The organism is Streptomyces sp. NPDC059850 (genome assembly GCF_042731515.1).
In the GTDB taxonomy this organism is placed as follows: Bacteria; Actinomycetota; Actinomycetes; order Streptomycetales; family Streptomycetaceae; genus Streptomyces.
Genome location: NZ_JBHWJI010000012.1, coordinates 130,323 through 143,002, shown reverse-complemented (window position 1 = coordinate 143,002; position 12,680 = coordinate 130,323). Strand labels below are relative to the sequence as shown.

General features: G+C 71.6%; 14 protein-coding genes. 5 read left to right on the top strand and 9 right to left on the bottom strand.

Annotated elements, in window-relative coordinates:
* Nucleotides 1–30 precede the first annotated feature (30 nt).
* Both ACFV9T_RS12705 and ACFV9T_RS12700 read right to left on the bottom strand, forming a co-directional pair.
* On the bottom strand, nt 31–582 hold the full coding sequence (locus ACFV9T_RS12705; protein ID WP_385439228.1) for a tyrosine-type recombinase/integrase: 552 nt from the start codon (nt 580–582) through the stop codon (nt 31–33).
* Between the two features lie 58 nt (nt 583–640).
* Entirely contained in the window at nt 641–1,108 is a 468-nt protein-coding gene (locus tag ACFV9T_RS12700) for a DUF1348 family protein (protein ID WP_385439226.1), read from the bottom strand.
* A gap of 55 nt (nt 1,109–1,163) precedes the next feature.
* Between ACFV9T_RS12700 and ACFV9T_RS12695 the strand changes: the two genes are divergently transcribed.
* The 3 genes from ACFV9T_RS12695 to ACFV9T_RS12685 all read left to right on the top strand — a co-directional run bounded on the left by ACFV9T_RS12695 (nt 1,164) and on the right by ACFV9T_RS12685 (nt 3,094).
* The gene (locus tag ACFV9T_RS12695) at nt 1,164–1,670 is read left to right on the top strand and encodes a metallophosphoesterase family protein (RefSeq protein WP_385439224.1); all 507 of its coding nucleotides are present in this window, start codon (nt 1,164–1,166) and stop codon (nt 1,668–1,670) included.
* A gap of 200 nt (nt 1,671–1,870) precedes the next feature.
* Nucleotides 1,871–2,428, top strand: coding sequence for a DoxX family protein (locus ACFV9T_RS12690; protein WP_385439222.1), 558 nt, complete (start codon nt 1,871–1,873; stop codon nt 2,426–2,428).
* A gap of 117 nt (nt 2,429–2,545) precedes the next feature.
* Nucleotides 2,546–3,094 carry a hypothetical protein gene (locus tag ACFV9T_RS12685; protein ID WP_385439221.1) on the top strand — a complete coding sequence of 183 codons (549 nt, stop codon included), beginning with the start codon at nt 2,546–2,548 and terminating at the stop codon, nt 3,092–3,094.
* Nucleotides 3,095–3,196: 102 nt separating this feature from the next.
* Here ACFV9T_RS12685 and ACFV9T_RS12680 read toward each other — a convergent pair whose 3' ends face one another.
* The 7 genes from ACFV9T_RS12680 to pqqA form a co-directional block, all read right to left on the bottom strand.
* On the bottom strand, nt 3,197–4,330 hold the full coding sequence (locus tag ACFV9T_RS12680; RefSeq protein WP_385439219.1) for a GDSL-type esterase/lipase family protein: 1,134 nt from the start codon (nt 4,328–4,330) through the stop codon (nt 3,197–3,199).
* A 159-nt stretch (nt 4,331–4,489) separates the two neighbouring features.
* Nucleotides 4,490–5,428: a ParB and winged helix-turn-helix domain-containing protein gene (locus tag ACFV9T_RS12675; RefSeq protein WP_385439217.1), complete on the bottom strand. Its 939-nt coding sequence runs from the start codon at nt 5,426–5,428 to the stop codon at nt 4,490–4,492.
* 458 nt (nt 5,429–5,886) lie between these two features.
* Entirely contained in the window at nt 5,887–6,774 is an 888-nt protein-coding gene (pqqB, locus tag ACFV9T_RS12670; RefSeq protein ID WP_385439214.1) for a pyrroloquinoline quinone biosynthesis protein PqqB, read from the bottom strand.
* Nucleotides 6,771–7,895, bottom strand: coding sequence for a pyrroloquinoline quinone biosynthesis protein PqqE (gene pqqE, locus ACFV9T_RS12665; RefSeq protein WP_385439213.1), 1,125 nt, complete (start codon nt 7,893–7,895; stop codon nt 6,771–6,773). Before pqqE ends, pqqB begins: the two co-directional genes overlap by 4 nt.
* Complete coding sequence (pqqD, locus tag ACFV9T_RS12660) at nt 7,888–8,160, bottom strand: pyrroloquinoline quinone biosynthesis peptide chaperone PqqD (RefSeq protein WP_385439210.1); 273 nt, start codon at nt 8,158–8,160, stop codon at nt 7,888–7,890. The genes pqqE and pqqD overlap by 8 nt, the downstream gene beginning before the upstream one ends.
* The gene (gene pqqC / locus ACFV9T_RS12655) at nt 8,157–8,873 is read right to left on the bottom strand and encodes a pyrroloquinoline-quinone synthase PqqC (RefSeq protein WP_385439207.1); all 717 of its coding nucleotides are present in this window, start codon (nt 8,871–8,873) and stop codon (nt 8,157–8,159) included. Before pqqC ends, pqqD begins: the two co-directional genes overlap by 4 nt.
* A 39-nt stretch (nt 8,874–8,912) precedes the next feature.
* Nucleotides 8,913–9,020 carry a pyrroloquinoline quinone precursor peptide PqqA gene (gene pqqA / locus ACFV9T_RS12650; RefSeq protein ID WP_385439205.1) on the bottom strand — a complete coding sequence of 36 codons (108 nt, stop codon included), beginning with the start codon at nt 9,018–9,020 and terminating at the stop codon, nt 8,913–8,915.
* A 319-nt stretch (nt 9,021–9,339) separates the two neighbouring features.
* Between pqqA and ACFV9T_RS12645 the strand changes: the two genes are divergently transcribed.
* Together ACFV9T_RS12645 and ACFV9T_RS12640 are read left to right on the top strand one after the other, a co-directional pair.
* The gene (locus tag ACFV9T_RS12645; RefSeq protein ID WP_385439203.1) at nt 9,340–10,977 is read left to right on the top strand and encodes an ABC-F family ATP-binding cassette domain-containing protein; all 1,638 of its coding nucleotides are present in this window, start codon (nt 9,340–9,342) and stop codon (nt 10,975–10,977) included.
* Nucleotides 10,970–12,679, top strand: coding sequence for an ABC-F family ATP-binding cassette domain-containing protein (locus ACFV9T_RS12640; protein ID WP_385439201.1), 1,710 nt, complete (start codon nt 10,970–10,972; stop codon nt 12,677–12,679). Before ACFV9T_RS12645 ends, ACFV9T_RS12640 begins: the two co-directional genes overlap by 8 nt.
* Nucleotide 12,680: the final 1 nt, after the last annotated feature.

The following is a 12,680-nucleotide window of genomic DNA, read 5'->3' as shown; positions in this document are numbered from 1 at the left end:
GCGGGGTTCCGCCCCCACCGGTCACCGGCATCAGGTGTCCCAGACCCGGCGGACCTGTTCGAAGCGGGTCGGCAGCGGAGGGCGGCGCGCGGCGTACCGGGCGTTCGTACGGTGGACGAAGCGGCGCCACGAGAGCACCAGCCCCTGCCGGGTGATGGGCAGCCCGGCGGCGACGGTCACCCCGTGGTCATGGGTGTGGTGCACGGTGAGCAGCAACGCGTCCGGGATGGACCCCTCCAGCTCGGTGCACAGCTGCTCGCGCACCAGCAGCCAGCGGCGCAGGACCAGGATCGTCCCGGCGTCCAGACCGTGGCGGCGCGGGATCCGGTGCTTGCCGTGTTCGATGGTCACCCATCCCGCGTCCAGGTCGAGCGAGGCCATGGTGCAGCGCAGCAGTCCGCCGTAGCGGGCGCCGCTGGCCCGGGCCAGCCCCACGATCACCGCGAGCCGTACCGTCTCCGGCTTCGCACCGTTCTCCAGAGCCTGCACCGACAGCAGCCGCCAGATCCACTCCGCCTCCGCGGCCGACACCACCGGCCGCGGATACCGGTCCCGCTCCGTCTCCCCCGCCTTCGCCGTCACGCCGCCACCTTCCTCCTCCGATTATCCGCTTGGCACATTATTTCTGCCGAGCGGCGGGTCACAACCCCAGATCGCTCAGGCCCGGGTGGTCGTCCGGGCGGCGGCCGAGCGGCCAGTGGTACTTGCGGTCCGCCTCCGCGATGGGCAGATCGTTGATGGACGCGTGGCGCCGCGTCATCAGACCATCGGCTCCGAACTGCCAGTTCTCATTGCCGAAGGACCGGAACCAGTTGCCGGAGGCGTCATGGCATTCGTAGGCGAAACGCACCGCGATGCGGTCGCCCTCGAAGGCCCACAGCTCCTTGATGAGCCGGTAGTCCAGCTCTTTCGCCCACTTCCGGGTCAGAAAGTCGACGATCGCCGGGCGGCCGTGCGGGAATTCGACGCGGTTGCGCCAGCGGGAGTCGACGGAGTAGGCGAGGGCCACCTTTTCGGGGTCGCGGGAATTCCAGGCGTCCTCCGCCTGACGGACCTTCTGGAGGGCGGTGTCCCGGGTGAACGGCGGAAGCGGCGGGCGCTCGGTCACAATCTCTCCCTGTGCGGTGATCCATGGCTGACGGTTCACACGGTACGGTCACCGCGTGCGTCTTCTGCTGATGTCGGACACTCATCTGCCGCGACGGGCCAAGGAGCTGCCGCGCGAGCTGCTGGGCCAGGTGGCGCGCGCCGATGTGGTCATCCACGCGGGCGACTGGGTCGACACCGCCACCCTCGATCTGCTGGAGGCGCGCTCGTCCCGGCTGATCGGCGTGTACGGCAACAACGACGGGCCCGAGCTGCGGGCGCGGCTGCCAGAGGTGGCCTGTGCGGAGCTGGGCGGGCTGCGCTTCGGGGTAGTGCACGAGACGGGCGCGGCGCAGGGGCGTGAGCGGCGCTGCGCGCAGCGGTTCCCGGAGCTGGATGTGCTGGTGTTCGGCCACAGCCACATCCCGTGGGACACCACATCGGCCGACGGACGGCTGCGGCTGCTCAACCCGGGCTCCCCCACCGACCGGCGCCGCCAGCCGTACTGTACGTATCTGACGGCCACGGTCGAGGACGGACGGCTGACCGCCGTGGAGCTGCACCGGCTGCCGCCCCGCCGCTGAGGGCGCCGCTCCCGCTGGCCGCCGTGTCGCTGACGCTGGGCGCCGGGCGGCGCTCGCCGCCGGGGCGCGGCGCTGCCTCCGCCCCCGCGATGGGCGCACGGATTGAACCTGCGGCCCGATTGCGACAAAGTGAATATAAGGCACATACCCCTTTTCCGGCTCGGTGGCCGCACACCGAACCCCGACCCGACGAGGGCGCCATGGCGTACTACGGCGAAGACAGCACTCCTCCGATGGGCACGCCCGCCCATGCCTCGCCCAGGAGCGCACCGGGCGTGCTGCGCGCCCATGACGTCGGCCTGCTGGTGGTGCGGCTCGGGGTCGGGCTGATCGTCGCCGCGCACGGGGCGCAGCATCTGTTCGGCTGGTGGGGCGGGCCCGGGCTTTCCCGGACCGCCGTGGATTTCGCCCACCTCGGCTACCCGGCGCCCCGGGCGATGGCCGTCATCGCGGGGCTCACCGAGGCCCTGGGCGGGCTGGGGCTCGCCGTGGGCCTGCTGACGCCGCTGGCCGGGGCCGCCGTGGCGGGGACCATGGCCAACGCGGTCGCCGTCGCCTGGAAGCTCGGCCTCCTCGGCGGTTTTGAGTTTCCGCTGCTCATCGGCGTGTGCGCGGCCGGTCTCGCGCTGAGCGGGTCGGGCCGTATCGCCATCGACGGACTCATTCCGGGGTTGCGGTCGCAGCGGCTCGGCTATGGTGTGGCAGCGCTCGTCCTCGCGGCGATCCTGGCGACGATCCTCATCCTGCTGCGCGCGTGACGTGGCGCGCCCCGATCCGTCCGGCTCACGGTGAACGGGGCGCGGCGGTTCTCCGTATGGCTCTGTACGCGCCCTGGCATGCGGGGCGCGGATCGAACCCTACGGAGGAACCAGCTCATGACTGAACGGTTCACGCCTCCCATCCAAGCCCTCCCGGACGGGGACGCGGAAGTCCGTCTGGTGCTCCACCTGCCGTGGGACGTGGTCTCCGCGCTGGGTCAGGAGGCCGGGCGGCTGGCCGCCCAGATGCACCGGCCGGTGAGCCTGGACGAGGCGGTCAGCCACCGGCTGCGCACCCAGGCCATGAGCACCGCCACCCACGCCAAGCCCCAGCTGGAGCGGAACCAGCCCGCGCCCCCGCCGTCGCCCTCGGCGCAGCCCACGACCCGGTCCCCGGGCGAGCAGGCCCGCCAGGCGATCGACAAGATCAACGGTTCCGCCTCTTCCACCAACGGCAGCCACGCCGGGGCGGCCCCCGGCGGCGCCGGTCAGGGCGGCTCCCACAGCACCACCGAGACCTCCGGCCCGCCGCCCGGCGCCACCGCCGCGGACGCCCCCGCCGACCGCGGCATCCTGGAGCGCCCCGCCCGGGCCACCGGCCCGGTGAACGGGACCGCGCACGGCCCGGGGGCGCTGAACGGGACGGCCACCGAGATGCCGAGATGAGCGCTGGCCCCTGTCCGGCGGATCTTCGCGGGGGATGACCACGCGCTGGCGACGATGACCAGCGCGATGGCGTCCCGCCGCCGGGCGGCCGGGTCGCGGGGGTCAGGAGCCGAGCGCGCCGAGATCGACCGTCGCGGCCATGGCCCGCGCCCCGTCGTCGTTGAGGTGCATGCCGTCGCCGCTGTCGAAGGCGGCGTGGAGATGGTCCGGGCGAGCGGGGTCCGCCACGGCCCTTGCGACATCGAAGACCGTGTCGAAGGTGCCGCTGTCCCGGATCCAGTCGTTCACCTCGCGCCGTACGGCGATGCCCTCGGGCGTGATGTTGTTCGGGGGGACGGCCCCGGCGAAGGGGCCCAGGGTCGCGGCGTGGATCGCGAGACCGGCGCCGTGCGCCCGTGCGGCCAACTCGGTGAATCCGGCCACCAGTTCATCGGCCGCGACCGGGGGCAGGCCGAGTATGCCGGGCAGTCCGAGGTCGTTCATGCCGAAGTGCACCAGGACGTGCCGGGCGTTCCCGCACGACAGCACGTCGCGCTCGAAGCGCGCCAGGGCGTGTTCACCTATCTCGTCGGCTAACAGCCGGTTCCCCCCTATGCCCTGGTTGACCGCCCAGCCGCGCCGCAGCCTGCGGTTGAGCGCGTCGACGGAGCGCCGGTTGGCGCCGAGGGTGGTGCCGACGCCCTCGAACCAGGAGTCCCCGAACGCGACGGTGACCGGTGTGTCCCGCTCCGCGAGCACATCGACCCCGGTCACATAGAACCCGGCCTGGACCTGCTCGGCGCCGGGCAGGCCCACCGCACCGGCGCGATCCCCGGCCGCGACATAGGCCGTCTCCACGCTGGTGTGGGAGTAGGTGGCCGGTCCGGTGTCCTCCGGGAGATAGAGGCTGAGCACCAGGTCGGTGCCCGCCCTCACCGGCAGTGCGACCGGATCGCTGACGATCTCGCCGCCCGCGGGCACCGTCACCCGCCGCGAACCGCCGAAACGCAGCGCGGTATCGGTGGCCGTCTCGATCCGGTCTCCGCCGCCGCGCACGGCGACCCGGGCGTCGGCCACGGTGAGGGGGGTGTGGCCGTACCGATTGGAGAGCCACACCCGCACCTGCTCACCGCCACCGGCCAGACGCAGTATCTGACGCACCGTCTGATCGTGGAACACCCGGGGCTCGTCGAACCGGAGCTTCTCGTAGGGGCTGATCACCGCGCTCCTGAACCCCGCCAGCCACTGAACACCCATGATTGGGCCCTCTCCTTCCCCCGTCGGCGGTCTCACCATGTGTTCAACTGCGCTGTCGCGTCAGTTGAACACCCGCCGGGCATGGCTGGAGGACCGCTGAGAATGTGAATACGCATCCTGCGGCCTGCCGCCGGGGCGCGTCCAGCGATCTGTGACTCTTCAGCCGGTTTCGCCGACTTCCTGCGCGAACTCCGCCCACATGCCCGCGTATTCCCTCGCCAGGTCGGCCACCAGATCCGTACAGTGCGAGGGCACCGCCTCGGCCAGCTTCAGCAGCTCCTGCCGCTGCATGGCGCTGCGCTGCAGCAGTCGAAGCAACCGGCGGCCGCTCTCCTTGTGCCGCAGCGACGGATCGCGTAACAGCTTGACCATGGGCGACAGGTCGGTCGGCCGCATCGGCCTGATGGCGCTCACGGTGGCTCCGGCGGTCCTGCCCAGCGAGGTGGCGCAGCTCTTCGTGCCGGTGGCCGACTGCTTCGGGTGCCCGTTCCGGTCCGGCACGGGGAGCCGGCCGGAGGCGAGTCGCTTCCGGACGTCGCTGACCGTCGCCGGTGAGATGCCGACGGTCCGCGCCACCTCGCGCAGGGAGGCGTGCGGGCGCTCCGTCAGCAGTTCGGCGGCCCTCCTGCGGCCCTCCGCGCTGTCCGACGGCCGGACCTTGCCGTCCCTGCCGATGCGGGCCTTCGGATGCGGCGCCACATCGGTCAGGGTGGACCGCAGCCCGGCCACGGTCTTGGCACCGAGACCGGCGGTGCGCGCGACCGTCCGGTCCGAGAGATGCGGAGAGGAGACGAGGATGCGCGCCGCCGCCGCCCGGCGGTCCTCCCGGGACAGCGGAAGGCCGTGCGCCATGTTGGACCGGACCGCGAGGAGGAACGCCTCCTCGGCCGTGCCGTCGAAGAAGCGCACCTCGATGGTCTCCTGGCCCTTCGTCCAGGCGGCCATGAGGCGGTGCATGCCGTCGATCACCCGCATCGTGGAGCGCTCCACGACGATCGGCGGAAGCGGACCGTCAACTTCCGCCAGCCGGGCGACATGCGCGGCGTCTTCTCCTCGCAGCCGCGGAGAGAGACCGGGCACGAGCGACGAGATCGGCACGGGCTCGGCCTCTTGGGGGAACGCCCGGGTCAAAGTCCGCGCCCTGGACGGGACGTCGGAATCCTCTTGCTCGGATTCCAGGGGATGTGCGCTGCGATCGGCCATGTGACTGAACCTCTTTCATCCTGAGTCGCCTGGGTGAAATGGCCTGGTCGGGGAGGCGTCCCTGGGGCGGCGCCCTGGCGGGGCACCGATGGGACACCGCGAACTCCCCTAGCACTACCCGCGCTGTTCGGGATGAAAGAGGTTCACCGACTCATCTCCCCCACATTTCGAACACCCTTGGCGCACCGCTGCACTGTACACAGAGCCAAGCGTTCAAACGGCGTAGGAGAATTGCACGGAACTGCGTTCCGGAAACGTGCGGTCGATGCCACGGCGGACAATTACCGATAACCGGCGAAGTAGTACCCCATTGTGGCGCGCCGGGCGAATGTCCGCACGATGGGGTACATGGTTCACAGGATGAGTTCGCTGCCGTCCGCCAGGACCTCCGCGCCCGCTCGCCGCACCGCCGCACTGGCGGAAGAGGAGGGGTCGAGAAGGGGGTTGGTGTTGTTGAGGTGGGTGTAGATCCGGCGCAGTCCCGGGTGGCGGGCGAGCGCCGCGAGGCTGCCGCCGGGTCCGGCCACCGGCACATGGCCCATCAGGGACTGCCCGGCGTCGCCGGAGCGGACGGCCGTGCCCAGTTCGTCGGCGCTGAAGAAGGTCCCGTCCAGCAGGGCGCAGGACGCCGAGGCCAGCAGGTCGTCGAACCCGTCCGGCCAGGTGGCCAGGCAGGGGGCGTAGACTAGGGCGCCGCCGGTCGCCGGGTCCTCGACGCGGTAGGCGCTCACCCAGGGGGCGCCGGGGTGCGGACCGTCGGCGTACTTGGGGGCCTTGGCGCTGACGGGGTGCGCGGTGACGGTGAGCCCGCCCGCCAGCTCGAAGCCGGTGCCGTCCCGCCACTCCCATGGCGCATAGCGGTCCAGCAGGCCGCGCAGCGGCAGGTCGGCGGTGAGCGCGCCGATGACCGGGGGCGCGGCGTGCACGGTCAGGTCCGCGCCGCCGCGCATGATGGTCAGCCCCAGGGCGTGATCGACCTCGGCGTCGGTGAGCAGCACGCCGCGCACGGGAGTGTCCCGTGGCCCGGGGCCGGGTGTCAGGGCGGGCGTGGCCAGGAGCTGGGTGCGGATGTCCGGGGAGGCGTTGAGCAGCCACCAGTCGCGTCCGTTGCCGCTGACGGCCGCGCACTCCTGGGAGCGGGCGGGCAGTTCGCCCCGGTGGCAGCGGGCGCACAGCGCGCAGGCGCAGTTCCACTGCGGGAACCCGCCGCCCGCGGCGGTGCCGAGCAGGATCACCCTCATGGGGCCACCGGCTTCCGGGGGACGAACGCCAGGTCGGCCGCCGCCAGGCCTTCTTCCAGCGCCGCGTCGACCAGCGGCCGGTGCGGGGAGAGGCCGCAGACCGGATCCGTGGCCGCCGCGTCGCCCGTGAGCTGGAACGCCTGGCAGCGGCAGCCGCCGTGGTCGGTGTGGCGCTCGGGGCAGGTACGGCACGGTTCGCGCATCCAGCCGGTGCCGCGAAAGGCGTTGAACGCCTGCGACTCGTACCAGATCTCGGACAGCGGGCGGCGCAGCGCGTTCTCCCTGGGCAGCGTGGTGATGGCGTACGCCGCCGGGCACGGCAGCACGTCCCCAGTGGGGGTGACGGTCAGCTGGGTGCTGCCCCAGCCGTCCATGCACGGCTTGGGCCGGTCGGCGTAGTAGTCGGCGGTCACGTAGACGATTTCGGGGCCGCCCGCGTGCTTGTCCCGGGCGCGCCGTACGGCCTGGCGCGCGGCGGCGAGCTGGTCCGGGGTGGGCAGCAGCGCGGCGCGGTTGCGCAGCCCCCAGCCGTAGTACTGGGTGTTGGCCAGCTCGATCCGGTCGGCGCCCATGCTGACGGCGAGGTCCACGATCTGTTCGGCCCGGTCGATGTTGGCGCGGTGGAGGACGACGTTGACGGTGAGCGGCAGCCCGGTGACGGCGACCGCCTCCGCGGCCTTCAGCTTGGCGGCGTGCACCCGGGCCCCGGCGATCAGGTCTCCGGCGCCGGGGTCGGCGTCCTGGAGGGAGAGCTGCACATGGTCGACTCCGCGCTCCGCCAGTTCCCGCGCGCGCTCGGCGGTCAGGCCGACGCCGCTGGTGACGAGGTTGACGTAGGCGCCGAGCTGGCGTGCCCGGCCGACCAGCTCCGGCAGATCCGGTCGGGCCAGCGGCTCACCGCCGGAGAAGTGCGTCTGTACGACGCCGAGCGCGCGGGCCTGGGTCAGGATGTCCGACCACTGCTCGCGGGTCAGCTCCTCGGAGCGGCGGACCAGCTCCAGGGGGTTGGAGCAGTAGGGGCAGTGCAGTGGGCAGCGGTGGGTCAGCTCGATCAGCATGCCCAGCGGGGGCCGGGCGGTGGCGTCACGGGTAGTGGCGTCGTTGGCGGTCGCGTCAGCCATCGAGATCCACCACCCGGCGTTCCGCCAGCCGCCGCAGCAGCTCAAAGACGTCGTCGGCGCTCACACCCTCGTACTCCTCGCCGAGGCGCTCGACGATGCGGCCGACGTCGGACGTGCCGTCGCAGAGGGCGAGCACCGCCGCCGCGGTGTCGTTGAGCACCACGACGCGTTCGGGCAGCAGGACCAGCTCGCCGCGTACCGGATCGCTGGTCAGCCGGACTCCGGTCCGCAGCCGCGGCACGGTGGGTTCTGGCAGGCCGGTCATGTGCGCGTGCCTCCGTTTCCCGAGTGGTAGTCGAGCGCGTCGAGGACGGCGCTCAGCACATCGCATTTGAACGCCAGCGCCTTCACACAGGCCTCCTGCTGCGCACGGGTGACGGCGTGCCGCGCCACCAGGTCGAGCAGCGAGCGGCCCTCGGGGCCCACCACCTCGATGCGCGCGGTGAAGTACTGGAATCCCTCCTCCGCGATCCACGGGTAGTGCTCCCGCAACCGGCCCAGCCGGTGGGCGAGCAGGCCCGGTGAGAACAGCTCGGTCAGCCCTGACGCGACAGCCTCCAGCCAGGGGCGGCGCCGGGCGAAGTCCCCGTAGGCGTCCACCGCGAAGCGCACACCCGGCAGGACGAGGCGCTCGGAGAGCACCTCGTCCTGACCGAGCCCGACCGCTTCGGCCAGCCTGAGCCATTTCTCCGCACCGCCCGAGGAGGAGTCCGTCCCGTCGTGGTAGACGATCCGGGACAGCCACTGGCGCCGTACCTCGGGCAACGGGCAGTTGGCGACGATCGCTGCGTCCTTCTGCGGCAGGCAGCGCTGGTAATACCAGCGGTTGGCCGCCCACAGCCGCAGCTCGCCCTTGTCCAGCAGCCCGTCGTGCATCCGCTGATGGAACGGGTGCCGGTCCCAGTACGACGACTCCAGCGCGTAGAGCGCCTTCCGGAATTCGGCCTCGCTCCACGGGGCGCCGGCCTCATGTGTCACGGACATCAAAATGGCTGCGTCCTTATCAGCGACCGTGCGTCAGTCGCGGGCGAAGTAGGCGGTGACTTCCAGCGCGGTGTCGAAGGAAACAAAATCGGGACGGTGCCAGGTCTTCTTGACTCGGAGTTCCTTGTCGGCTGTCCGCATACGACTACTCCCTTTCATAGAACGGTGTTTGCCGAATGTGCGAGAGTGAGGCTAACGACACCCTCGAGACGGCGGCAATATCCGGCCCGGTGTTCAACGCGGGGCGGCAACGACCGCCTCTGGTAGGGTGAAGTACGAGTGATGTGCGACAAAGGAGAGGCAACCGTGGTTGTGGCGGGTGACGACGACATCTCCGGATGATCCGGATGTCAGCGGACACAGATGTGCGTCAGCCGTCTGTGGTCGTATCCCCATGCCTTGACCACCGCACCCTCCGGGCCACGTTTGTGCGCCCGCATCGTCTGCGAGGCCTTCCTTCATGTCCGAAGCCGCTATCGTCTGCTCGAATCTCTCCTTCTCCTGGCCCGACGGCACTCCGGTGTTCCAGGATCTGTCCTGGTCCGTGGGTGACGGCCGCACCGGCCTGGTCGCGCCGAACGGCGCCGGGAAGTCCACCCTGCTCCGGCTGATCGCGGGCGAACTCGACCCGAACCGCGGCGGCGTGACCGTCAAGGGCCTGCTCGGCTATCTCCCCCAGAGCCTCCCCCTCACCCTCGACCTCACGGTGGCCGAGGTGCTGGGCATCGCCCCCATCATCCAGGCGCTGGACGCCATCGCCTCCGGGGATGTGGGCGAGGAGCACTTCACGACGGTCGGCAACGACTGGGACATCGAAGAGCGCAGCCGTATCCAGCTCGACCGCTTAGGCCTCGGCGACATCCCGCTGACCCAGCGGCTGCACGCCCTCAGCGGCGGCCAGGTCATCTCCCTCGGTCTCGCGACCCAGCTGATCAAGCAGCCCGATGTGCTGCTCCTGGACGAGCCGACCAACAACCTCGACCTGGACGCCCGCCGCAAGCTCTACGGCGTGCTGGAGAACTGGCCCGGCGCTCTGCTGGTGGTCAGCCACGACCGGGAACTGCTCGACCGCATGGACCGGATCGCCGAACTCGACACGGGCGAGATGCGGTTGTACGGCGGCAACTTCACCGACTACGAGGAGGCCGTGCGCGCCGAGCAGGAGACCGCCGAGAAGAACATCCGCACCGCCGAACAGCAGGTCAAGCGGGAGAAGCGGGAGATGCAGCAGGCCCGGGAGCGGGCCGCGCGCCGGGCCGGAGTCGGCGCCAAGGCCGCCAAGAAGGGCAGCATCCCCAAGATGGCCGCCGGTACGCTCAAGCGCCGCGCCCAGGAGTCGGCGGGCAAGGCGAACGACATGCACGGCCAGCGCCTCGCCGACGCCAAGGCCAAGCTGGACGAGGCGAGCCGGGCGCTGCGGGATGACCGTCGGATCACCCTGGAACTGCCCGACACCAACGTTCCCTCGGGGCGCACCGTCTTCCTCGGCGAGGGAATCCACGTCCGCTACGGCGAACGGGAGCTGTTCTCGGGCGAGGGCGTCGACCTCTCGATCCGGGGGCCCGAGCGCATCGCGCTGACCGGCCCCAACGGCGTCGGCAAGTCCACGCTGCTGCGCGTGATCAACGGTGAACTCGACGCGGGAGCCAGGGAGTTCAAGCGGGCGGACGGCCGGGTCGCCTACCTCTCCCAGCGCCTCGACACGCTGCCGCTGGACCGCAGCGTCGCCGAGTGCCTGGCCTCCTACGCGCCGCAGAAACCCGAGGCGGATCGGATGAACCTGCTGGCCCGTTTCCTCTTCCGGGGACCCGCGGCGCATCTGCCGGTCGGGGCGCTGTCGGGCGGTGAGCGGCTGCGCGCCACCCTGGCCTGCGTCCTGGGCGCCGAGCCCGCGCCACAGCTCCTGCTGCTCGACGAGCCGACCAACAACCTCGACCTCGACAGCGTCGAGCAGCTGGAGGGGGCGCTCAACTCGTACGAGGGCGCGTTCATCGTGGTCAGCCACGACGAGCGGTTCCTCAAGGAGATCGGGGTGAACCGCTGGCTGCGGATGTCGGACGGCCGTCTGCGCGAGACCGGGGCGCCCGCCGGTGACTGACGCATCCACACCACGGACCGGAGGGCAGGATGTCCTCTCCGCCGACCACCGCTCCGCGCACCTCCTCGGCGAGAACCTCCACTGCGCGCTGGGGGACCGCATGGTGCTGCGCGATGTCTCCCTCAAGGTGTCCCACGGCGAGCGGGTGGGCCTGATCGGGGAGAACGGCCGGGGCAAGTCCACCCTGCTGCGCGCGCTCTCCGGAGAGCTGACACCGCAGCGCGGCCAGGTCGTGCGCGCCGTGACCGGCCAGGTGGGGTTTCTGCCACAGCGGCCGGACTTCCCCGCCGACGCCACCATCGAGGACGTACTCAGCCGGGCGACCGCGGAATTCGGAGAGCTGTCCGCGCGGATGACGGCCGCCGAGGAGCGGATGGCCTCCGCCGAGGGCGACCTCGACGCCGTACTGGAGGAGTACGGCCGTCTGCAGGAGGAGTTCAGCCGCCGGGGCGGCTGGGAGCTCGGCGCCCGCGTCGGTGAGGTGCTGGACGTCTTCGGCCTGGCCGGGCTGGACCGCGGGCGCCACACCCGGACCCTCTCGGGCGGCGAGCGGGCCCGGCTGGCGCTGGCCTCGCTGGTGCTCACCGAACCGGCCGGTCTCCTGCTCGACGAGCCGACCAACCACCTTGACGACCGGGCGGTGGACTGGCTCGTCCAGTGGCTCGGGCGGTACCAGGGCCCGTGCCTGATCGCCTCGCACGACCGGGTGCTGCTGGACACGGCCGTCACCGCCATCGTCGACCTGGACGGCCCCAGCGGCTCCACCGCGCGCTACGGCGGCGGCTACCGGGACTACCTGGACGAACGCGCCGCGGCACAGGAGCGCTGGCGGCAGCGGTACCGCGACTGGAGCCAGGAGCTGGCCGAGGCGCGGCGGCGGCTGCACCGGGCCCATACGAGCGGCCGTGTCTTCGGGGGCCGGGGCGACAACGACAAGCTGTCCTACAACGCCGCCGGGAGCGCCGCCCAGGCGGCCGTAGCCCGTACGGCCCGCTCCGCCCAGCAGCACCTGCGGCGGCTGCTGGACGAGAAGGTGCCACGGCCTCCGGAGCCGTTGACTTTCACTCCCCCGCCGGAGGCGGACCCGGCGGACGGGGTCCTGGAACCGGCCGACGGGGTGCTGTTGCGGGCCGAGGGCCTGACCGCCGGTGAGGTGCTGCGGGACGCCGACCTGGAGTTGGCGCCCGGCGCCCGGTATGTGATCACCGGCCCGAACGGCGCGGGCAAGTCGACGCTGCTGTCGGTGCTGGCGGGCGAGCGGGCCCCCGACGCCGGGGTGCTGGAGCGCGCGCCGGGGCTGCACATCGGATATCTGCCGCAGGACAGCGATTTCAGCGCGGAGCGCGGCAATCTGCTGGACACCTTCGCCGCTCGCCGCGCGGCCCATGTCGAGGACGCGGCGGCCGAGTTGACCAGGTTCGGGCTGTTCGGACCCGCCGACTTCGACACCCCGGCGAACCGGCTGTCCGTGGGCCAGTGGCGGCGCCTCGAACTGGCGCTGCTCTTCGCCCGGCAACCGCATCTGCTGCTGCTCGACGAGCCCACCAACCACCTCAGCCTGGTGCTGGTCGAGCAGCTGCTGGAGGCGGTGGAGGGCTTCACCGGGCCGGTGGTGATGGTCACCCATGACCGCGCGTTGCGCGAGCGCCACCGGGACAGGCTGCTGGAGCTGTCCGGCGGGCGGCTGGTCCGGCCTGGCTGAG